The organism is Hymenobacter radiodurans (assembly GCF_004355185.1).
Classification (GTDB): Bacteria; Bacteroidota; Bacteroidia; order Cytophagales; family Hymenobacteraceae; genus Hymenobacter; species Hymenobacter radiodurans.
Genome location: NZ_CP037922.1, coordinates 2,757,523 through 2,779,496, shown reverse-complemented (window position 1 = coordinate 2,779,496; position 21,974 = coordinate 2,757,523). Strand labels below are relative to the sequence as shown.

Below are 21,974 nucleotides of genomic sequence, written 5' to 3'. Positions count from 1 at the left end.
CTCACACGCTGTTAGTGACGCCTTTACAATACAAACAAGCGCTGGCATTGTTCAACGCGCAAATGCGGGTGCAAGGTGTCTGGGCAAAGCCGTAACTTGCTTATGGCACTTCGGATGAACATTGCCGCCCGTGCCGTTGTTCTTAAGCCTCAATCTCCCTTCCTATGGCTGCTGGTTTTCGCTTCCGGGACTTCGTGCCCGATGAATCGCCTGAAAAAGGCTTCGATTCTTTATTCAAAATATTTATGCAACTGGTCACTATCACGTCCGGCGACGTGGCAGAGGCTCTTTCCTGGCTTTCCCAGCTTGATAAGCAATACGGCCTGACCGAGGGCGAGTACGGCATCGGTAACTTTATCGACGACTTGAAAACCAAAGGCTACATCGACGAAAACGAGCAGGAACGGGGTGCTTTCAAGATCACGCCCAAAACGGAGCAGGGTATTCGGAAGTCGGCGCTGGAAGAGATTTTCGGCAAGCTTAAGAAAAGCAACACCGGTAACCACCGCACGCCCCACACCGGCCAAGGCGACGAGCAAAGCACCGATATGCGGGAATTCCGCTTCGGCGACTCGCTCGACCAGATTTCGATGACCGAAAGTATCCGCAATGCTCAGCTTAACCACGGCCTCACCGATGAGTTTATGCTGGCCGAAGGCGACCTGGAGGTGCGCGAAAACGAGCATAAGTCGCAAACCAGCACGGTGCTGATGATCGACATATCGCACTCCATGATTCTGTACGGCGAGGACCGCATCACGCCCGCCAAGAAAGTAGCAATGGCCTTGGCCGAGCTAGTAAAGCAAAAGTACCCCAAAGATTTCCTCGACGTCATCGTGTTCGGCAACGACGCCTGGGAAATCAAGGTGAAAGATTTGCCCTACCTCGAAGTCGGTCCGTACCATACCAATACGGTGGCTGGGTTGGAACTGGCGATGGATTTGCTGCGCAAGCGCAAAACCGCTAACAAGCAGATTTTCATGATTACCGACGGGAAGCCGACCTGCTTGAAAGAAGGCAACGGCTACTACAAAAACAGCTTCGGCCTCGACCGTAAAGTGGTCAACAAAACGCTGAATCTGGCCGCTGCGGCCCGTCGCCTCAAAATCCCGATTACCACGTTCATGATTGCCTCAGATCCATATTTGCAGCAGTTTGTGAATGAATTTACGGAGGTGAACCAAGGCAAAGCTTATTTCAGTGGACTGAAAGGTTTGGGCCACCTGATTTTTGAAGACTACAAAAAGAACCGGCGTAAAACGCTGTAAGACAGCTGCAGAGTTAGAAGCTTAGCCTATTTAGAGGCAGTATTTAAGAAAGCCGCTGGGGTCAACACCTCGGCGGCTTTCTTATATCCATAGGGCTAAGGGTGGCTGGTGACAAGTTGTTGGTTGCGAAAAAGGTCGCTGCGAAAGCAAACGCAAGCATAATTTCTCTCTGCTTTCTTTTTGAATTGCGTAGTAAGGTTAGCAGGTGCTGAAACATAGCTAATTAAGCAATGAAGGCGCCCGCTTGAGGCAGGGCTGAAGTAATCTAAAATCGTACTGGACAGAAGAGAAAGCACCTGTTTTCCCTTGCTCGAATACATGCACTATGAAGGGATCCTCCGATATAAGCGAGCCTTTAAACACCGCCAAGCAAGCTGATCCGGCCAACGCAGGCGCTATTAGCCGCAACCAGCTCACGCCCGAAGCCGCTATTTCACCTCAAGGCCACGACGTACCCGGCCACGACCACGCGCTCCCAACCGCTACCTCCGCTGATGATTGCTGCAGCGTAGATCAGCCTGCTAAAAAGCCCCCCACAAATACCCGCGACCACGGCGACCATACCCACGATGCTGCTGGCGCCAATCCTTACCTGTGGCCCGGCGTTAGTCTGGTACTGTTGCTAAGCGGCCTGGCCCTTGATTACGCCGCCGTGGCCTTTTTTTCTGGTCCAGTACGGCTGGGTTGGTATGGTTTGGCCTTCGTGTTGGTAGGCTGGAAGGTGATTCGCTCGGCTCTGGGCAGTATTCCTTCCGGCAATATTTTCAATGAGTTTCTACTGATGAGCTTGGCTACGCTGGGAGCGTTCGCCATTGGGGAGTACCCGGAAGGTGTAGCTGTGATGCTATTTTACACCGTAGGCGAGTTGTTTCAGGACGCCGCCGTGAACCGTGCTAAGCGTAGCATTCGGGCCTTACTTGAAATTCAGGCCACAGAAGTGACGCTGGTGCGTGGGGGGCAAAATCTGGTGCTGGACCCTAAGCAGGTGCAGTTAGGCGACGTAATCGAGGTGAAGCCGGGCGAGAAGGTAGCCCTTGACGGCACCCTGCAAACGGCGGCAGCCAGCTTCAATACGGCAGCCCTCACGGGCGAATCGGCCCCCCAAACCAAGCAGGCCGGCGACACGGTACTGGCCGGCATGATCAACCTGGAGCGCTTAGTGCAGATAGCCGTGACGGCCACTTACCAAGATACCAAACTGGCCAAAATTCTGGCCATGGTGCAGGATGCGGTTGGACGCAAAGCCAAAACCCAGCTTTTTATCACCCGCTTTGCCCAAGTGTACACGCCCATTGTGGTGGCGCTGGCCACGCTGGTTATTGTGCTGCCTTATTTTATTGTAGACGACTACGTGTTTCGCACCTGGCTGTACCGCGCGCTCATCTTTCTCGTGATTTCGTGTCCGTGTGCGCTGGTGGTGAGTATTCCACTAGGGTATTTCGGTGGCATAGGGGCAGCTTCGAAGGCGGGGATTCTCTTCAAGGGCTCTAACTTCTTGGACGTCATGCGCGAGATTGATACCGTGGTGATGGACAAAACGGGCACACTCACGCAGGGCGTATTTGCCGTGCAGCAGGTGCAGCCCGCCCCAGGTACCGACGCGACTGAGCTGCTCCGTCTGGTAGGCGCTCTGGAAGCCAAGTCTACTCACCCGATTGCCAAGGCTGTAGTAGCGCACGTAGGCTCAGCCGCAGTGAATACCGTGGTAGATCAGGTAGAAGAAATTGCTGGTCATGGATTGCGCGGCAGAGTAAGTGGCCACGAGGTGCTGGCCGGTAATGCCAAGTTGCTCACTCGCTTCAACGTGCCATATCCAGCCGCAGTGGAACAGGTGGTAGACAGCATTGTGGTAGTCGCTATTGATGGCCAATACGCTGGTTACCTGACCGTAGCTGATGCGCCCAAACCCGACGCGGCCCAGGCCGTGCAAGAACTGAAAGCCGATGGCATCACCAAGCTCGTGATGCTTTCGGGCGACAAAGACAGCATCACTCAGCGCGTAGCCAAAGAGCTAGGTATTGAGGAGGCCCACGGTGGTCTGTTGCCCGAAGATAAAGCCCGCTACGTGCAGCAATATCTCACCGAGGGTCGCAAGCTGGCTTTTGTGGGTGATGGGGTAAACGACGCGCCCGTGGTGGCGTTGGCCGATGTAGGCATTGCCATGGGCGGCCTGGGCTCCGATGCTACCATCGAAACCGCCGACGTGGTAATTCAAACCGACCACCCCAGTAAGATTGCTACTGCCCGCCGCATTGCTCGGGCCACGCACTCGGTGGTGTGGCAGAATATCTGGCTGGCGTTTGGAGTGAAAGCCGTGGTGCTGGCTCTCGGGGCTGGTGGCCTAGCTACCATGTGGGAGGCCGTCTTTGCCGATGTAGGCGTGGCCTTGCTGGCTATTCTGAATGCGGTGCGTATTCAGCGGATGAACTTCACCAAGCCATAAATTTGCCCCCCGTCGCTTTGGTAAAAGGTCTAATGGCTTGTCAGATTACTCAGTTTGAGTTCTCATGAGAGTAGGTCTTTCTATCTGTAAACACTGCCACTCGCTCTAGCGCCTAGTGTGGGTGTTGCAGAATTAAATCCACGCTGTAAATGAGTGCTGCTACGCGGACAAAGGTGGTTTATAAAGACGAAAAAAGCCCCCCAGGCTAGTTGAGCTACTTCAAGAATCAAAGCGTAAGGGCTGTCCCAGATGGTGCCTTGTAATAAAAAGTGGTCTTGTAGAGCGAGTATCTGCAAGCTTAACCGATTCTGTCCGAACCAACCGGCCCCCTTGCTAGTTATATTCATCAGCAACTAGCCCCTAAGTTGAACTTCCCTTTGTTCTGCTTTTGCATCTGGGCTGGTAACTCTCTCCCTCTATGATCCAAACCGACATCCGCACCCTTGGTGCCCTGAAAAAATCCGGCTATACGCCCCGCTCCGTGAAGCAGGAGCTACGCGATAATTTGATTGCTAAACTTCAAAGCAAAGAAGATGTGTTTCCTGGTATCTACGGCTACGAAGAAACCGTGATTCCAGACTTGCAGCGCGCTATTTTGAGCATGCACCATATCAATCTGCTCGGATTGCGTGGTCAAGCCAAAACCCGCATTGCCCGCCTGATGGTGGATTTGCTCGATGAGTACATCCCGGTAGTGGAAGGCTCGGAGCTGAATGACGACCCGTTGCAGCCCTTGTCGATTTTTGCCAAAAACCTGATTGCTGAGAAAGGCGATGATACGCCCGTTTCGTGGCTGCACCGCTCGGAGCGCTACACTGAGAAGCTGGCCACTCCCGACGTATCCGTAGCCGACCTGATCGGCGATGCCGACCCGATTAAAGCGGCCACGCTAAAGTTACCGTACTCCGACGAGCGCGTGATACACTTTGGCTTGATTCCACGTTCGCACCGGGGCATTTTCGTGATCAACGAATTGCCTGACTTGCAGGCTCGTATTCAGGTCTCGCTGTTTAATATTCTACAGGAAGGCGACATTCAGATTCGCGGCTTCAAAGTGCGCCTGCCGCTGGATATTCAGTTTGTGTTTACCGCCAACCCCGAGGACTATACCAACCGTGGCTCCATCGTGACGCCGCTTAAGGACCGTATCGACTCCCAGATCATTACGCACTACCCGAAGTCGATTGAAATTGGGAAGCGCATTACGCGTCAGGAAGCCCGCATTAAGCCCGCCCAGGAAGGCATGGTGACTACCAACGAGCTAGTGCGCGACTTGGTAGAGCAAGTAGCAGTTGAGGCCCGTGGCTCCGAGTTTGTGGATGCTAAAAGTGGTGTGTCAGCCCGCTTAACCATTGCGGCCTACGAAAGCCTGATTAGTGCGGCTGAGCGTCGGGCGCTCATTAATGGTGAGAAGAAAACCTACGTGCGCATCGCCGACTTTATGGCCGCCGTGCCGGCCCTCACGGGTAAAGTGGAGCTAGTGTACGAAGGCGAGCAGGAGGGAGCTGGCTTGGTGGCCGAGAAGCTCATGGGCAAAGCCATCCGCACCTACTTCCTCAACTACTTCCCCGACCCAGATAAGCAGAAGAAAAAGAAGACCATTCCGAACCCCTATAAAACCGTTCAGGACTGGTTTGGGGCCGGCAACACCGTCGATGTACTCAACGATTCAGGCGATAAGGAGTATCGTAAGTCGCTGGACGAGGTGCCCGGCCTGCGCGATATTGTGACCTTCCTGCACCCTAATGAGGATAAAGACACAACTTACTTCCTGATGGAATTCTGCCTGCACGGCCTAGCTGAGCATAGCCTGATTTCGCGCAACCGCGTTACGGCTGGTACGCAGTTTAAAGACCTGCTTAGCTCTATGTTTACCATGCCCAGCTTCGGCGGAGACGAAGATGAGGACGAGGAAGAAGAGAAGCCGCGCCGTCGTCGATAGTACGCATTGCTAACCAAAAAAGCCCCCCAGATTATGTCTGGGGGCTTTTTTATGCGTGGAAGCTATGTTAATTATATATTCCGGGCTTTGGCTTCGTTTTTAGCGGCCTTCAAGCGCAACTGACGCGCCTTTAGCTCCTGCTTTTCGCTTTTCGCCCGCAAGTCAGCTTCTTCCGAAATTCGTTTTTGTTCTGCTACCCGTTGCTCCAGCTCCTGCACCTGCGGGTCGGATGAATTGCCGCCTCCAATAAGAGCGCAACTCATCGTCAAGGGCAGGGAAAGAAGCAGGATTCCTCGCTGTATGTTGGTCCTGAACATCATAGTATCTATATCTTATGTACTTCTGTGCTTACGGGTCAGCATTATAAATTGTTCATCTTGCGCCTGTTACGGCGCATTGAAAATGGGGACTAGCAGTAAGTAGGCCGGCCTGGGCGGCTACAAAAAAGGCAGCCTATGAAGATCATAGACTGCCTTTACGCTGCGGGTTTTGATACTCCTTTATGGCTTAACCTCAAACGCCAGGAACTGCGAAATCTGGCCGTTGCTGAAGTTGTCGTCGGCTACCAGAATTAGGGAACGGTTGCCATTGGGCAGTTTCGGACCGAATGTCATGCCTTCCAGGTTGTCGATCCGGCGAATGCCAGTGGTAGCTACGTCGAGCAACAGGCGCTTGCGCACGGGCTTGTAGTTGGCACCTTGCAGCGAATTGAGGCCCGAGATATTTGTAGCCCCAGCCAGCTCAACCTCGTAGATCTTCACCGAATAATCGGGCGTGGCACCCACGGCAAACGATCTTTCCATCACCAGCAATTTCTTGTCGGAGAGCGTAAGTACTTCCACAATACCATTGAGGCGGAATTGGTTAGAAGGATTTGGCGCCTGATGCACCTCGTCGAGTAGGTACGCATACTGGGCAATGGGCTGACGGGAAGCTTTATCGTACTGCAAGATGCGGGTGGGTGAGTTTGCTACGCCTACATCGGCGCGGGGGCCATCTTCGTACAGCGGTTCTTCCTGGGCAGCAAACAGGTAACGGCCATCGGCCGTGAGGTCAAAACCCTCAAAGCCGCCATTGGAACGGGTGCCATTCTCGGTGGCCTGAATGCGGAACAACGATGGAATGCTGAAATCAGCCACGTAGGAGCCATCGAGGTTAGCCTCGCGTAGGAACGGCTGGTTTAGCACGGGTGGCGTGAAAGTCAAATTCCGAATGCCCTCACTCGACCAGATAACGCGCATCGTGGTAGGGTCATAGCGGATGCCTTCTGGGTCAATGGCGTTATTACGGTCGGCGGCGAGGCTGGTAAAATTACCGCCGTCAGGCCGCTTCAGCGTAGTCACGCTCGTGAAGGTGACGCCCAGGAATTGATTCTGGTTGAAATTGAGGTTGGCGGTGTAATACCGAACCGGCTGCAGAGTAGCGGCATCGTCGCACATAATGTAATAGGAACCATTATCTGCACGGTAGTCAATGCTGGAAAAGCCCCCCAGCGTGGTGCCATTGTACGTTTGACCAAACGGCACGATATGCTCGCCAATAAAGCGGAGCGACGTAACCTGAATAGGCTTGTTAATGACAAACGGGTTGTTGTCGTCGTTGCAGGCTGCCAGTAAGGCAAGCGAGCAACAGGCTGCTAGTCGAGTAAGGTGTTTCATAGAGGGGTTTGGTTTAGAGGGTGAGAAGTAAAGAACGGTAATCCTCGGCTTAGGACTGTTATGGAAACTTTACATTTTTTCTTGGTTTGCTTCAGTTGCGTAGAAAGGGAGAGGTAGCCAACCGCTTCAACCCGTTAGCGCCTAATTACTTGCAGCACACCCAACGCGTTAAAAACAGAAAAGCGAGCCTGTAACAGTACAGGCCCGCTTTCACCTTCCGGATTCTTAGCTCATATACGAGACGCCGGAAACTGATGACACCCGCCTTGCCTAACTCCCTGTAGCGCCTCATCAAACGAAGCGGAAAGCGCGCTGCCCGACTTCTTCTGACAAAAAGGGCAAGCGTGCATGTCGCCGTCGGTGTCCACGTATAGAAAGCGGTCGGCGCCACCGCTACAGCCCATGCGCCGCTGGTGGTAGCCGTAGTAGTGCACTATGGGGTAATCGTGGTAGTCGCCGCTGTAGTTGAGTTTCAGGTAAAACTCGTCTAAGAGTGCCGTTTGGGCCGGGCTCAGGTCAACTTCCTGTTGAGCATAATGCCCCACGGCCCGCGGCTCCAGCACATGAATAAACGTGACTCCCAGTTGCTTAGCCATTGCGGCGTACGCCATTAGGTTGGCGGCAGTAGTAAACGACTGTGTGGCGCACAAAGTAAGGGCGACGACCAAGCCAGCTTCTTTTGCGTTAATCACGGCCTGAATGGCGAGCTCATATGCCTCCGCCGAACCGCGAAATGTGTTGTGCCGCGCGGGCTCATGATGATCGAGGCTGATGGAAACGCCCGTCAGGCCGGCCCCACGGAGTCGCTGGGCATTGGCGGGCGTAAAGTTGAAGCCGGAAGTGAATACCCAGAAGTCGGTACCGGAACTGGCCGTGCGCAGCACCTCCAGCATATCGTGGATACGGACCATAGGCTCGCCGCCGCTGAAAAATAGCTGGGTGACGCCCCGATTCTGGAAGTTTGCCACCATCGAGCGCAAATCAGCCAAGGAAAGCTTCTCCCGCTGATTCAGGGAATCCCACTCAAAGCAATGCTCACAGGCCAGGGGACATTTTTTGGTGATAGCCATAAACACCATCTGCAACGTGTCTTGCTTAGCGCGGAAGGGCACTAAGCGGTCGATGGTGGTTGCTATATAGCTGTTGAACGCGGCCGATGGCCAGCCCGGCTTTTGAAACTCCTGGTAATAGCGCCCCGCCACGCACGCTATTTTTCGTACCTGAAGCCCCCATAGTAGGTGGTCCGCAGCATCTGCACCTGCTTGGCCGCTAAAATGATTCGGGCTGGCGTGCGCATAAATTGAAATACGAGCTTATTTCCCGCCAGATCAATCACGCCATTCAGCATAGCCCGCTTGAGCGGCGACGCAATTACCGTGGGGGGCAAAGTTGGCAAGGCTACTGAAATCGGCTCTGTGGCTAACGAAGCAGGAGCAGCAACCAAATAGTTGAGTTCAGGAATGAGGGTTGATTCCATCGTGCTAAGGATTAACTAAGGCCAGATTCATTTCCTGTTGCGACTCCTGATACTTTTCCTTCGAGAACTCGATAAAGCGGCCCGGCCGGCGAAATGCATACAGTTGGGGCAGATTGGGCACTCCCTCATACTGACGAATGTGCTCATAATAGCCGCGAGTGCGCAAAAAAGCGGTGGTGCGTTGGCCGGCCGCTGGCGGCGTGGCATGGTAGGTGAGCGTGACCTCCGTACCGGGCTGAAGCTGGCTCAGATAGTCGTTATCCACTTTTGAAAGAACCTGACGCTGGTCGCGGCCGATTTCGTCGCGGGCCGTTTGCGGGGGGCTTTTTTCCAGGCGCACATGCTGATTTGGCGTGAAATCGACGGCGGCATAGTCTAGCTCCCAGAACATAAAGCCCGTTTCTATTTTCACTTGCAGCGGCTGCGAAGCCAACCCAGCGGGCAAAGCGAAGGGAATAACCAAATCGCGGGAGGCGAGAGGACCTACGGTGGGAATATTGTCGATGAGTTCCCAGCCCTTCGCGGTTTTGAGCGAGATTTTTAACGGAATGCCTTGGTCTAATGACCATTGATTCAGTTCCTCGGCTGGGACATCTTTCTGGGTGCGGGCCCATTTGTTGAAGGCGCTCCCGAATTTCTTGGTGAACTCGCCGTAGAGATAATCTAGCCATAGCGAGTTCTGGGCATGAAGCACCAGTTTGCCCGTTTTAGATTGGGTCGGGTTATCGAAGCTGAGGATCACGCTGTTTTGGGTTGTGCCCGGCGTAGTTTCATTGAACAGAAACACCTTGTGGTCGGGGGCGCTAAGCTGAGTCGTATAGTTTACGCCGCTCATGGATATGGCTTTAGTCGGCGTTTGCGGCTGGGTTATGGTGTGTGCGTTGCCGGTTTTGTCCAGCAGCACCTGCACCTTTTCGGCGTGGTGCGCCACCCACAGCTCGGCTACGTTGGTATACTGCCGCTCGCGCAGCTCATTCGTTATTTTGACCTGAAATTGCCCCCCAGTGGCTTGGATACCAGGAAGAGGCATATAGTCGTCGCGCTCGGATGGCGCAAAAATGGCCCCGCCATATGCCTCACCCACAAATTGATATTGCTCGCCATTGTGCGCGTACACAAACGGGCAGGAGCTTTTGGTGAGCAACGCAATAACCCCGACCAAGACGAAGATCCCCACGCCAATGCCTGTTGCCCCAAGCAGATAGGAGAGGGTGGTTTTGCCAGTATTGGCTTCAACCAAATCCAGGCGATTCATTGCCGTTAGCGGAATGTTGACCTGGTCTGCTTCACCTGCTCGGAAATCGGTGATATAGATGTGCACCAGGTTTAATACCTGCTCCCTATCCTTCGATTTGTAACGCAGCGGTACCCGGGCGTTTGGCCCAACGTAAGGAGCCAAGCTGGGCTGTACGCTCGCTTTTTGGCCTGTAAGCTCCTCGCCGTTGAGTTGCGGATTGTTGAGCTGCCAGATCGTGCTGCCCTGATGAATCAGGAAAATCTTGGATTCGGCTAGCTGAGTAACTGCCGTCGGGGTTATTTCCTGGGGCTTTGTGCGGTAATAATTGCACCCTGAAAGTAGGATGATGTGGGCGGCCAGCGCAAGCCAGCTAAGCGTAATGGAAACGAGCCCTTGGCGAAACAGCCGCACAACAGCAAACGTGGGGGTAGAGGCAGAGGCCATACAAGAGGAGTAAAATGCGAAGCGCGTGTGCTCACCTCTAAGTAGGCCATTGTAAATGGCCAAGTCAAACCAATTGTGGCCCTTATCTGACTTTGTATAGAATATTTACTATGAATCAAGTGGTTGTGATACAGTAGATTAATGGTGCTAAATCAGACTTTGTAATCTGTTTTAGCACCACTTGGCGTGTAATACCTAGATGCCAAAAAAAGCCCCCAAAATGTTTCTGGGGGCTTTTTTGAGAATTGGGTTACAGTGGACTACGCCTCCGTCACCACGATTTTCTGAATTTCGTCGTTGGCTTTGATCTGGTCGATGATGTCCAGGCCCTCCACTACTTTGCCAAATACGGTGTGCACGCGGTCGAGGTGGGCAGTGTTTTCGCGCGAGTGCACGATAAAAAACTGCGAGCCACCCGTGTCTTTGCCAGCGTGGGCCATGCTCAGGATACCCCGGTCGTGGTACTGGTTATCACCGGAGGTTTCGCACTTGATTTTGTAGCCGGGCCCGCCGGTACCAGGCATGCCTTTGGCGCCCTCGCGGGTATTCGGGTCGCCACCCTGTACCACGAAATTGGGGATAACGCGGTGGAATTTCAGACCGTCGTAAAAGCCTTTCTGGGCGAGGTCGGTGAAGTTCTTGACAGTTTGGGGAGCATCTTTCTCAAAGAACTCCACCTTCATTACACCTCTATTGGTGTGAATTTCAGCAGTTTTCATGCGGGCAGTAAATAAATTTTTTAAACACAAAGTGCAAGTTGGCGCTTATTAAGCTCAACTAAGCGGCGCAAAGGTAGCCAAAACCCAGGGCGCACGTGCCCATTGGTCGGTTCAGAGCGTATGCTTAGCCATAATTACCCAGTAAAGTTGCGTTCCCTTCCTCTGCCTTACCACCTTACTTTCTTTTTTTCTTCAACCAAAACCCTGATTCGCGTCTTATGAAAAAGACCCTGAGAAACACCTCGTTTACGTTGCTTACCGCCACTGCCTTCGCTTTTGGCGTTACGAGCTGCGGCGACAACAAAACTGCCGAGACGACCACTACCACCGAAACCACCGACGCAGCCATGACCGATACCACGGCTATGGATCCGGCAATGGCAATGAACGACTCGTCGCGCATGGATACCTCGGGTAAAAACCTGGCCGAAAACGCCATGGCTGTATCGCAAATAAGCACGCTTACCACGGCCCTGAAGGCTGCCGGCCTCGATGACGAAGCAGCCAGCGCGGGTCCGTTCACAGTATTTGCTCCGACGAACGCTGCATTTGAGGCGTTGCCTAAGGGAGCCCTCGATGGCCTGTTGAAGCCAGAAAGTAAAGAGAAGCTGGCTGGCTTGTTGACCTACCACGTGGTAAAAGGTCGTTTGATGGCTGCCGATCTGAAGGATGGACAGCAGTTGACTACGGTGCAGGGCGAGAAGCTAACAGTAAGCACAGCAGGCGGCAAAGTAACCGTAAACGGCGCCAATGTAGTACAAGCCGACGTGCTCTCTAACAATGGTGTAGCCCACGTTATTGACCAGGTATTGATGCCTGCTGCCAAATAAGCGCAGGCAACAAAACCATTTTAAAAAAGCCCCCAGACTCAATCTGGGGGGCTTTTTTCTGTAGATAATTTAAGTGCTAAAAAGGATTGGTAGCCCACACATTCAACTCGGTAATAAAGCCGCGGTCATCCATTTCGAGGGCGCCTTTGATGGCGGAAGCAATTTCTTCGCCGCGCAGCTTGTTGGGTTGCTCCGGCCGCTCTTGGCGCTCCTTGCTGCCGAAGGCCGTCGTTACTTCGCTGGGGTTCACTAGGATAACGCGCACATTATACTTGCGCAATTCGCTTTGCCAGCATTGAGTCATGCCGCGCAGGGCAAACTTGGATGCCACGTATATGGAACCGCCTTCGTAGCCTTTGGTAGCGGCGGAAGAGCCGATATTGATAATGTTGCCGGATTTCTGCTCCATAAACAGTTTAGCTGCTTGCTGGGCCATCAGCGCCGCGCCCACTATGTTGGTGTCGTGCACCCGCTGGAAATCTTCGGGCGTTAGATCCACCAGTTTCTTGCTGGTTCCAACACCTGCATTGTTAATTAGGCAATCTAGGTGGCCGAATTCTGCCAAAAACTCCTGATAGGTGCGCTGCACGTCGGCGGGCTTACTAACGTCGGCCGTAATGCCAAGAGCACCCAACTCGGTGGCGGCGCGCTTTACAGTAGCTGCCGTACGCCCCGTAATGGCGACTTTGGCGCCGTGCTGAATCAGTAATTTGGCCGTAGCATAACCAATGCCCAGCGTGCCGCCGGTAATAAGGAAAGTGGAGTTTTGGAGCTGCATGTAGTCAGTTTTCTAAGGAAAACGAGGATACAGCGGGATTGTTCGGCCTTTTGTTACCCAAGCCCAGGAGGCAAGCCTAATGCCGGTTATCTTGCCCAGCCAGCATACTCAGGTAACTGTCGTAGCGAGGCAGCGCGATACGGCCTTTATCAACGGCTTCGCGCACTACACAACCCGGCTCGTGCACGTGCTGGCAGTTGTGGTAGCGGCACTGATTTAGTAAAGCCCGCATTTCGGGGAAGAAGTGCGCTAGTTGAGCCGGCGGAATATCGACCAAGCCTAGCTCCTTAATGCCCGGTGTATCAATCAGGTAAGTGCCCGCCCGTACTTCCAGCATCTCGGCAAACGTAGTGGTATGCACGCCTTTATCCGAAAACTCGCTGATTTCGGCGGTTTTTAAATCCAGATCCGGCACCAGTGCATTGATAAGCGTGCTTTTACCCACGCCTGAGTGCCCCGACAGCAGCGTTACTTTGCCATCGAGCAACGCATCTACCGCCTCCAGCCCTTCGCCCGACGCGGCGGAGCAGCGCAAACTGGAGTAGCCCGTGCGCTCATACATAGTCGAAATCTGATCCTGATAGCCCGATAGATCGTCGTCGTACAGGTCGGTTTTATTGAAGATTAGCGTTACCGGAATGCTATAAGCCTCAGCCGTCACCAAGAACCGATCAATAAAACCAAACGAAGTAGCCGGCGACACTAGCGTCACGACCAGCAAGGCCTGATCGAGGTTAGCGGCTACAATGTGGGCGTGCTCGGTTTTGTGCACCGAGCGGCGAATAATGTAGTTGCGGCGGGGCTCAATGTGATGAATCACACCGGCGCCCTCGGTTTGCTCCTCTACCGTAAACTCCACCTGGTCGCCGACGGCTAATGGATTACTCACTTTCAAGCCTTTCTGCTTGAATTTGCCGCGTAGCCGGCAGCGGTGCAATACCCCCGTGCCATGCTCGCGCACCAGATACCATGAGCCGGTTGATTTGATGACAGTGCCAGTCATGGGGGCTTGATTATGAATTAATTAACAACAGGAACCACGTGCATCTTTGCCAGCTCCGCCATAATCTTGGCGGTGGCTCCGGCCTGTTGGTGTACATATTCCAAGCTCATATCCTGCACGCGCAGTCGAACCTCATTCTGGTACCATAAGAGCCCAAACGCCGTTTTCAACTCTTCGGCTGTGTGCACAGGAAACGCAGCCCCCATCTCCACCAGATCAACGGCTTCCTGGAACTTAGTGTAGGTAGGGCCGAAAAACAGAGGCAAGCCAAAGGCCGCCGCTTCCAGCGTATTGTGCAGCCCTTTCCCAAATGCGCCACCGATATAGGCGTAGGTGCCAAAGCGGTACAGCTGACTTAGCAACCCCACATTGTCCATGAGTAACACACGTGCTTTGGCTACCGTAGCTTGAGTAGCGGTTGAGTAGCGCGCCACGCGGCCCGGCAGCGCCGCCTCTACTAAGGCCAGATTGGTTTCCGTGATTTCGTGGGGGGCAACTATGAAGCGCATCTCCTCCTGATACTGCCGCAACAGGGGCGTGAGGGCCGGCAAATCTTCGGGCCAATTGCTGCCTACAATAAACACCGGGGCGCCATCGGCCACGAAGGCCTCCACCAATGGCAGCGGCTTGGGCGAGGCCAGGGCCGTGCGCACCACCGTATCAAAGCGGGTGTCGCCGGCCACGCTGGCCTGCCGAATGCCGATGGTCCGCAACAACTCTACTGACGTCTCGTTTTGGGTGAATATGTGCGTAAAACGGCCAATAATTTTGCGGAAAAAAGCCCCCCAAGGTTTGAAAAATATTTGCTGGGGCCGGAAAATAGCCGAAACACACACCACCGGTACGCGGCGACGCTGAAGATGGGTCAGGAAATGATACCAGAACTCGTACTTCACAAATACAGCTAGCTGAGGGCGCACGGCATCGAGAAAAGTGCGGGCGTTGGCCGCAGTATCGAGCGGCAGGTAGAACACATAGTGTGCGCCGGGCCACGATTTGCGCACGTTATAACCTGATGGCGAGAAGAACGTGAGCACAAGCTTGAACTGGGGATATTCCTGCATGAACGCTTCCATTAGCGGACGGCCCTGTTCAAACTCGCCTAGCGAAGCGCAGTGAAACCACACCAACGGCGCCGTTTCGTCCTTGAGCGTCTGCTGAATATGAGGCAGCAACCCGCGCCGCCCACTCAGCCATTGCTCTGCCTTGGGCACAAACGATGCAACCAAGCGCAGCAGCAAGGCATAGGTTTGGAGAGCAAGATTATATAGAAAAAGCAATGAATTGATTGTCAGTGGGTAAGAGAACAACGCCAAACTGCTCACTATCTGGGGTGGCAGTTATGGCTTTGTGCCGCCGTCCAGTAGCGTTCGGCCAGCAGTTGGGGGGCAAAATTACAGCCTTCTGGTTAGCCATTTGCAAAAAAGCTCTGACCAAGTGGCCAGAGCTTCTGCTTGTTGTTGATACGAAATGTGAAATTATTGGGTAACGCCCTGTTTGGAAAGGTGGTCAAACACGTCGATGCGGGTTGCGAATACTCCTTCTTGACCCTCAGTCCAGTTAGCAGGGCATTGTTCGCCTTTCACCTCATAATATTGAAGGGCGCTCACCATACGCAAGGCCTCGTCAATGTTACGCCCCAGCGGGCCATCGTTAACAAGCTGATGGCGTACGATACCATCTTTATCAATCAGGAAAAGGGCCCGATACGCGAGAGGCGACCCAACAAAGGTCATTTCGCCGGTTTCGTTGTAGTCGTAGTGGCCGCCAAGCACGTCGTAATTAGCGGCAATAGTTTTGGTGACATCGGCCACTAGCGGATACGTCACGCCTTCAATGCCACCATCTGCGCGTGGCGTTCTGAGCCAAGCAAAATGCGAAAAATGCGTATCGGTAGAGCAGCCCACTAAGGCAACGCCCTTCGACTCAAACTCGGCCAGCTTATCCTGGAAGGCAAGAATTTCGGTAGGACAAACGAACGTAAAGTCGGCGGGATAAAAGAAAAAGACTACATGTTTTTTGCCCAGGTACCGATCAAGGGAAAACTCTTGTTCGAATTCACCATCAACAACGGCCGTAGCCTTGAAAGAGGGTGCACGCTTGCCAACTAAAACTGCCATGGAAAAGGTGATTGAGGGGTGAAATAAGGTGAACGTAGATGACTTGTACGTTGCCTAAAGTCGCATTGTATCCTAACGTGCAGCTTCGGCAGCTTTGCTATACGCTAAGATGAAGCTGGGGGGCAATTATTGCTGCTCGTTTGTTACGTCAGCCCGCTCGCCGGTGATATGCAGCGAAAAGGAGCGGGGCCAAAAGTTCTGAAAGCCACGAGCTTCCAGAAATTCCTGAATCAGCGCGTCCAGCTGCGGGTCGCAGTAGTCAATTATTTCCTGCGTGTTGGAGCAATACAAATGGTGATGGATTGAACAGTCGGCATCGTAGCGGCGACACGCTCCTTCAGCCGTAGGCACCCGCTTGCACAGCCCCGTTGTAACAAAGCTGTCAAGCGCCTTATACACCGTGCCCAGCGACACCGTCGCATCGTGCATCAGCACTTGGCGGTGCACCTGTTCGGCTGTCGGGTGGCCCTTCTCCACAACCACGCTCTCCAGAATAACAAGCCGCTGGCGCGTAGCCCTCAAACCCGCCTGCGTTAGCCGGTCGCGCAGCCATTGGCGGGTAGGAGCCGCTGGCAATGAAGCGTCAGAATGTTTAGTTGAAGTGCTCACAGAAAAATAGATTCTCCTTAAACGGTACCTTAATAAGGCGTAGGAGGACAATAATGTTCGCTGGGAAGCGAAAATGTGGCGTTGCAGTAGAAGATCCAAAGTGGAACAACGCCTTCGACTACGTCGCCCCACTCTGGATACCAAATACTAGCGCCCCTTAAAATCGGCGGGCCGCTTTTCCACAAACGCCGCCATTCCTTCTTTCTGATCTTCAGAAGCAAACGTCATATAGAAGTTTTTGCGCTCAAAGTGCAGTCCTTCGTCCAAATGCGTCTCAAACGCCCGGTTCACCGATTCTTTAGCGAGGCGCGCCGCTACCGGCGACATCTGGGCAATGCTGGCTGCCAATCGAAACGCTTCCTCCAAGTATTGCCCCACGGGCACTACTTTATTTACAAGGCCGTGGCGCTCAGCTTCCAGCGCCGAAATCGACTGGCCGGTAAGCACCATTTCCATGGCGCGCGCTTTGCCCAACGCCCGCGTGAGCCGTTGTGTACCACCCGCGCCCGGCATCGTACCGATACGAATTTCAGGCTGCCCAAACTGCGCCGTTTCCGAGGCCACAATCATGTCGCAGGTCATGGCCAACTCGCAGCCGCCCCCCAACGCAAAGCCCGAAACGGCCGCAATTAGCGGCTTATGCGTTTTCCGAATCTGGTCCCAGGTGCTGAACTGATCGATGGTGAGCATATCGATGGCCGTACGCCCCGCCATTTGCTTGATATCGGCGCCGGCCGCGAAAGCTCGCTCACTACCGGTAAGCACAATAACGCGCACGGTATCGTCGGCGCACAATTCTTTCAGGGCCGCGGCCACCTCCTGCATCAGTTGCAAATTCAAAGCGTTCAGCTCTTTGGGCCGATTGAGCTGAATGAGGGCTACCTGAGGCCGCGCAGCGGGCGTAACAGTTATAAACTCCATGTGGTGGGTGAGGTAGAAGATGCTGGATTAAGAGGCTGGTGTAGTGCTCGAAGGCTGATTAGTAACCAAACTTATTTTACGAATTCATTTAACCCGCCTCGCGATACAAACTGAAAAGTAAGGCGGGTGCGTTGTTCCAGCAGTAGCTCGCGGCCATTAGTGAGACGTTGGATACTGGCCGAGTCGTAGTTTTTGATGGTGTATAGCTCCAATTCCGTGTTGTAATGAATGGTGAACTGGTCGCGCAGATGCTCTAGCAGTTTTTCTAAGCGGTAGGCGGAAAAGTCGGTGCAGACGGAGAAGGATATTGCGGAGTTCTGCATCAGGTTGATCTTGAGCCGCACTTGGGCTAATGCGCCAAAAATGACTTCCAGATTTTCCTCCGAAATAAAGGTGAGATCTTTTGATTCGAAGGAAATAAGGCACTGATTGGTTTTGCGAATAAAGGCGGGTGCCAAGGCCGCGTGTCGACAATCACCAATGCGGGTTCCTTCGGCCGTGGGGTCCAGAAACGACTTCACGTACAGCGGAATATGTTGCACCGCCAGTGGCTTAATGGTTTTGGGATGAATGACGGAGGCGCCATAATACGCCATTTCAATTGTCTCTTGGTAGCTGATTTCCGGGTAGCGCACCGTATCGGCAAATATTTTGGGGTCGGCATTGAGCAGGCCGGCCACGTCTTTCCAGATCGTAACTGACTCTGCGTGTAGGCAATACGCAAAAATGGCAGCGGTAAAGTCAGAGCCTTCGCGACCAAGCGTAGTGGTGGCACCACTAGCCGTTCCACCCAGAAACCCCTGCGTCACGACGGGGCCCGTCAGTAGGAGGCGGGGCACTTCATCGCGAATATTATACTCCGTGGTGGGCCAGTCGAGGCGGCCTTCGCGCCAGGTATAGTCAGTGCGAATAAGAGGCCGGCAATCAAGCCAATGTGCGCCCAACGCCTGTGCCACGATGCTGGTTGCTAGCAGCTCGCCGTAGCTCACAATCTGGTCGTACTGTCGGTCGTAGTCGCCGGGAGTGAGGACGGTGAGCTGGTCGCTGAGCTGACTTAGCAGCATTCCGAGCTGCGTTTCGACTGCTCCATCAGTACCAATTTGCCCCCCGATTTCCGGCAGCAGTTCCAACGCTACGTTCTGATGGTATTCCCGCAATGCAGCGAGCGGAGCGGCGTAATCCAGGCCCGAATGCGCCAGATGGAAAATCTCCTCTAGCGCATTGGTTGTCTTGCCCATCGCCGATACCACAATGAGTAGTTGAGTATGGGGGGCATTTGCGCCCACAATGCGCGCCAAATTGCGAATAGCTTCAGCATCGCGCACCGATGCGCCGCCAAATTTGTAAATCAGCAAACGATGCTTTTCCTGCATGGGCCAAAAGTACGTACTCGGCTTTAGTGTTGCGAATTGTGCCCGAAAAGGTACAATCGCTGCAACTCAGCACTTCGGAAACAATTCAAATCGCTTAGTTTTGCATACCAGACCCACGGTTCTCTATCCCACCCATATGGATCATAATAAACTCGCTCTTCCGGTCGGCGCCACCCTCGACCGTTTCATTATGCGCAAGCAGGAGGACTTTCCCTACGCTACGGGGGAGCTTTCTCAACTGCTGCGTGACATTGCTTTAGCGGCCAAAATCGTGAACCGCGAAATCAATCGTTCCGGCCTCATTGATATCGCCGGGGCTTATGGCAACCGTAATGTGCAGGGCGAAGATCAGCAGAAGCTGGACGTGATTGCTAATATCCGCTTTATCCGGGCCTTGCGCAATGGCGGCGAGGTGTGCACCATCGTGTCGGAAGAAGACGATGAGATGATCCAAACGGGCAACACCCAGGGTAAGTACGTCGTGGCAATCGACCCGCTGGATGGCTCTTCCAATATTGACGTAAACGTTTCTATCGGGACTATTTTCAGTATTTACCGGCGCATATCGCCCACCGGCACCGATGGCACAGAGCAGGATTGTCTGCAGCCTGGCACCCACCAGGTAGCGGCTGGCTACGTTATTTATGGCTCCAGCACCATGCTCGTGTACACTACGGGCAATGGTGTAAATGGCTTTACGTATGAGCCCTCGCTGGGTGAGTTTTTCCTTTCACATCCCAATATTATTTCGCCTAAAACGGGCACGATCTACTCGATCAATGAAGGTAGCTCTGACTCGTTTTCGCCGGGCGTAGCGGCTTTCGTCGCTCACTGTAAAGAGAACAGCTTTTCGGCTCGCTATATCGGGTCCTTGGTTGCGGACTTCCATCGCAACCTGCTCAAAGGTGGTATCTATATTTATCCAGCAACCAAAAAAGCCCCCCAAGGCAAATTACGCCTGCTGTATGAGTGCAATACGTTGGCTTTCATTGTAGAGCAGGCTGGCGGCAAAGCCAGCAATGGCCGCCAACGGACGATGGAAATTGAGCCAAGCAATCTGCACGAGCGCTGCCCTTTATTTATTGGCTCCACTGAATTAGTAGAAAAAGCTGAGGAGCTATTGGCCAAAGAGCAAGCGGCCGCCGATGTCGCAGTCAGTTAATAGAATCATCCCTAGGTTATAAAAAAGCCCCCAGAATAATTTCTGGGGGCTTTTTTATAGAGTCGAAGCTATTTACTCAGCTTTCTTCTTGCTCTTCTTAGCTGCTTTGGTCTCATCGCCCGCTTCGGGGTTTGTAGGCTCATCCGATTCGCCTTCGGCGGGGATTATACCAGCCGTGCTCAGCGCCTCATCTGCTGCTGCGGTTTCCTGCTGCGTGCCAGCCTTATCCGCCTCTTTCGACTTGGCTTGGGGGGCTTTTTTGGCGGGCTTATCTGCTTCCTCAGTGCTGGCAGCTTCCTCTGCGGCCGGCGCTTGGTAGTCGAGGCGGCTGCTTACGGCATGATACCACGATACCAGCTTTTTAATGTCAGACATATACACTCGCTGACGATCATAGTCTGGAATGATGCTTTCCATAAAGGACGTCAGGTCGCGGTCATCAGCTTTATTCGTGACAGACAGGCTAGTGCCGTGCTGCTGATAAATCCGATCGAATACTTCCGTCAGAGGCACCGTCTGGTCGTAATCCTGGGTATAAATGGAGATCTCCTGCAGGAGCGAAACCTTGTTGCGGGCTGAGGCTACCGAGCGGGCCGCCTTCTCGTCGAGCGACTCTACAATAACGCCGTTGCGGGTTGGGCGCACCAAGCGGTAAAGACCCGGCATTCCGCTTATGGCGGCGATTTCCTTCAGGTCGTAGGGCATAAAAAAACAGTTGGGATGAAAAAGAAAAGTTATTCGGTGTTGCCGGCCGGCTTGTTAGCCGACAAGCGGAAAACGATGGGCAAGCTAGTCAGAATCGCGTAATCGGGCTTGTTGAACTTGAGCAGGCGCACAACGCGCAAAGCTTCTTCACCAAGGCCACCACCCACGCCCTTCACCAGTTTAATACCCGTCATGGTACCATCCGTGTTCAGCGTAAAGCTCACGATACAAGTACCTTGAATACGATTGCGACGGGCCAGCACAGGGTAGTTGATTTGCTTATCGATGAAAGCATACATGGCTTCCTGACCACCTTCGTAATACTCAGCAACCGGAATAGCTTTTCCTACGCCAGTAGGCGCTGCTGGTTTGGCAGCCGGAGTTTGAGCAAAGCTTGGTACGGCACCAAGTAGTAAAGCCAGAAAAAAAACAAATGAGATTCTTTTCATGAAAAAAACAGATTAATACGTCGAAAAATAATATTCTCGTATTGGCAATTACAAGGCCAATTTAAGGATTGTCTGGTGTCTGCGCTAGCTGCTTATTTATCTCATTAATAAAATTTAGCACTTCCTCGCGGCCCGTCATATCCTCCGCTGAGGTGATAAAATAGCGCGGAAGTTCGTCCCAAGTTTCACTTAGCTTGCGGGTATAGTCTACCACATTTTGCTGGGTACGTGAGCCCGATTGCTTATCGGCTTTGGTAAATACAAGCACGAAAGGAACGCCTTCTTTGCCCAGCATCTCGATAAACTCGATATCAGGGGCGAGGGGCGGATGACGCGAGTCGATAAGCACAAACACGCAAGTCAGGTTCTCGCGCTGCCGCATGTAGAATCCAATCATTTTGCTCCATGTGGCCCGCGCCGTCTTGCTTACTTTGGCATAGCCATAACCCGGCAAGTCGACCAAATACCACTCATTATTAATAAGAAAGTGATTTATTAGCTGCGTCTTGCCAGGAGAGGAGGAGGTTTTAGCTAATCCTTTCTGATTCGTAAGCATGTTAATCAGTGAAGACTTCCCTACGTTTGAGCGCCCGATAAAAGCGTATTCCGGCAGGGTAGCGGGCGGGCATTGGTCTGCGCGTGAGTTACTTGTAACAAATTTAGCTTCGCGAATCAGCATGGTTTTCTCTGCACGGGTGATGCTGCAAAGGTAAGTGAAAGCCTTGGCCGTAACGCTCCGTAACTATTTAGTTTACTCGCAGAGCGTTGTTGTTGCATGCATTATCTGCGCACATTATTATTTGCCTCCATATATTTAGGCCAATGAATTTAATGCG

21 protein-coding genes are annotated in these 21,974 nt (G+C 53.3%); 5 read left to right on the top strand and 16 right to left on the bottom strand.

Annotated features, from left to right (window positions below; translation table 11 throughout):
- Positions 1 to 164 precede the first annotated feature (164 nt).
- The 3 genes from EPD59_RS12940 (at position 165) to EPD59_RS12930 (ending at position 5,653) form a co-directional block, all read left to right on the top strand.
- Positions 165 to 1,268, top strand: coding sequence for a vWA domain-containing protein (locus tag EPD59_RS12940; protein ID WP_133273152.1), 1,104 nt, complete (start codon positions 165 to 167; stop codon positions 1,266 to 1,268).
- 325 nt (positions 1,269 to 1,593) lie between these two features.
- Positions 1,594 to 3,711: a heavy metal translocating P-type ATPase gene (locus EPD59_RS12935; protein ID WP_133273151.1), complete on the top strand. Its 2,118-nt coding sequence runs from the start codon at positions 1,594 to 1,596 to the stop codon at positions 3,709 to 3,711.
- 418 nt (positions 3,712 to 4,129) lie between these two features.
- A complete protein-coding gene (locus EPD59_RS12930; protein ID WP_133273150.1) occupies positions 4,130 to 5,653 on the top strand; it encodes a sigma 54-interacting transcriptional regulator in 1,524 nt (507 codons plus the stop codon).
- A 71-nt stretch (positions 5,654 to 5,724) separates the two neighbouring features.
- Here EPD59_RS12930 and EPD59_RS12925 read toward each other — a convergent pair whose 3' ends face one another.
- From EPD59_RS12925 to EPD59_RS12900, 6 genes are all read right to left on the bottom strand, one after another.
- Entirely contained in the window at positions 5,725 to 5,916 is a 192-nt protein-coding gene (locus tag EPD59_RS12925) for a hypothetical protein (protein WP_133273149.1), read from the bottom strand.
- A gap of 237 nt (positions 5,917 to 6,153) precedes the next feature.
- Positions 6,154 to 7,311: an esterase-like activity of phytase family protein gene (locus EPD59_RS12920; RefSeq protein ID WP_133273148.1), complete on the bottom strand. Its 1,158-nt coding sequence runs from the start codon at positions 7,309 to 7,311 to the stop codon at positions 6,154 to 6,156.
- 230 nt (positions 7,312 to 7,541) lie between these two features.
- Entirely contained in the window at positions 7,542 to 8,513 is a 972-nt protein-coding gene (locus EPD59_RS12915; protein ID WP_133273147.1) for a radical SAM protein, read from the bottom strand.
- A 5-nt stretch (positions 8,514 to 8,518) separates the two neighbouring features.
- A complete protein-coding gene (locus tag EPD59_RS12910) occupies positions 8,519 to 8,788 on the bottom strand; it encodes a hypothetical protein (protein ID WP_133273146.1) in 270 nt (89 codons plus the stop codon).
- 4 nt (positions 8,789 to 8,792) lie between these two features.
- Positions 8,793 to 10,469 (bottom strand): hypothetical protein, encoded by a 1,677-nt coding sequence (locus EPD59_RS12905; protein ID WP_133273145.1) that lies wholly within the window; start codon positions 10,467 to 10,469, stop codon positions 8,793 to 8,795.
- Positions 10,470 to 10,729: 260 nt separating this feature from the next.
- Entirely contained in the window at positions 10,730 to 11,188 is a 459-nt protein-coding gene (locus tag EPD59_RS12900; protein WP_133273144.1) for a peptidylprolyl isomerase, read from the bottom strand.
- 218 nt (positions 11,189 to 11,406) lie between these two features.
- On the opposite strand from EPD59_RS12900, the gene EPD59_RS12895 reads away from it, so the two are divergent.
- On the top strand, positions 11,407 to 12,018 hold the full coding sequence (locus tag EPD59_RS12895) for a fasciclin domain-containing protein (protein ID WP_133273143.1): 612 nt from the start codon (positions 11,407 to 11,409) through the stop codon (positions 12,016 to 12,018).
- A 76-nt stretch (positions 12,019 to 12,094) separates the two neighbouring features.
- Here the strand turns inward: EPD59_RS12895 and EPD59_RS12890 are convergent, their stop codons facing one another.
- The 7 genes from EPD59_RS12890 to EPD59_RS12860 all read right to left on the bottom strand — a co-directional run bounded on the left by EPD59_RS12890 (position 12,095) and on the right by EPD59_RS12860 (position 18,822).
- Positions 12,095 to 12,796, bottom strand: a complete 702-nt coding sequence (locus tag EPD59_RS12890; protein WP_133273142.1) for an SDR family oxidoreductase — start codon at positions 12,794 to 12,796, stop codon at positions 12,095 to 12,097.
- 76 nt (positions 12,797 to 12,872) lie between these two features.
- Entirely contained in the window at positions 12,873 to 13,799 is a 927-nt protein-coding gene (rsgA, locus tag EPD59_RS12885) for a ribosome small subunit-dependent GTPase A (RefSeq protein WP_133273141.1), read from the bottom strand.
- A gap of 17 nt (positions 13,800 to 13,816) precedes the next feature.
- Entirely contained in the window at positions 13,817 to 15,040 is a 1,224-nt protein-coding gene (locus EPD59_RS12880) for a 3-deoxy-D-manno-octulosonic acid transferase (RefSeq protein WP_240731396.1), read from the bottom strand.
- Positions 15,041 to 15,277: 237 nt separating this feature from the next.
- Complete coding sequence (locus EPD59_RS12875; RefSeq protein WP_133273140.1) at positions 15,278 to 15,919, bottom strand: peroxiredoxin; 642 nt, start codon at positions 15,917 to 15,919, stop codon at positions 15,278 to 15,280.
- Positions 15,920 to 16,045: 126 nt separating this feature from the next.
- Positions 16,046 to 16,528: a Fur family transcriptional regulator gene (locus tag EPD59_RS12870; protein WP_165963584.1), complete on the bottom strand. Its 483-nt coding sequence runs from the start codon at positions 16,526 to 16,528 to the stop codon at positions 16,046 to 16,048.
- Between the two features lie 147 nt (positions 16,529 to 16,675).
- Positions 16,676 to 17,449, bottom strand: a complete 774-nt coding sequence (locus EPD59_RS12865; RefSeq protein ID WP_133273138.1) for an enoyl-CoA hydratase-related protein — start codon at positions 17,447 to 17,449, stop codon at positions 16,676 to 16,678.
- A 71-nt stretch (positions 17,450 to 17,520) separates the two neighbouring features.
- Entirely contained in the window at positions 17,521 to 18,822 is a 1,302-nt protein-coding gene (locus EPD59_RS12860; protein WP_133273137.1) for an aspartate kinase, read from the bottom strand.
- Positions 18,823 to 18,958: 136 nt separating this feature from the next.
- Between EPD59_RS12860 and fbp the strand changes: the two genes are divergently transcribed.
- The gene (gene fbp, locus EPD59_RS12855; RefSeq protein WP_133273136.1) at positions 18,959 to 19,984 is read left to right on the top strand and encodes a class 1 fructose-bisphosphatase; all 1,026 of its coding nucleotides are present in this window, start codon (positions 18,959 to 18,961) and stop codon (positions 19,982 to 19,984) included.
- Positions 19,985 to 20,056: 72 nt separating this feature from the next.
- On the opposite strand, the gene EPD59_RS12850 is transcribed toward fbp, so the two are convergent.
- The 3 genes from EPD59_RS12850 to yihA all read right to left on the bottom strand — a co-directional run bounded on the left by EPD59_RS12850 (position 20,057) and on the right by yihA (position 21,817).
- Positions 20,057 to 20,689, bottom strand: a complete 633-nt coding sequence (locus EPD59_RS12850) for a DUF5606 family protein (RefSeq protein ID WP_133273135.1) — start codon at positions 20,687 to 20,689, stop codon at positions 20,057 to 20,059.
- Between the two features lie 29 nt (positions 20,690 to 20,718).
- Positions 20,719 to 21,138 (bottom strand): TonB family protein, encoded by a 420-nt coding sequence (locus tag EPD59_RS12845; RefSeq protein ID WP_133273134.1) that lies wholly within the window; start codon positions 21,136 to 21,138, stop codon positions 20,719 to 20,721.
- 61 nt (positions 21,139 to 21,199) lie between these two features.
- Complete coding sequence (gene yihA, locus EPD59_RS12840; RefSeq protein ID WP_133273133.1) at positions 21,200 to 21,817, bottom strand: ribosome biogenesis GTP-binding protein YihA/YsxC; 618 nt, start codon at positions 21,815 to 21,817, stop codon at positions 21,200 to 21,202.
- Positions 21,818 to 21,974: the final 157 nt, after the last annotated feature.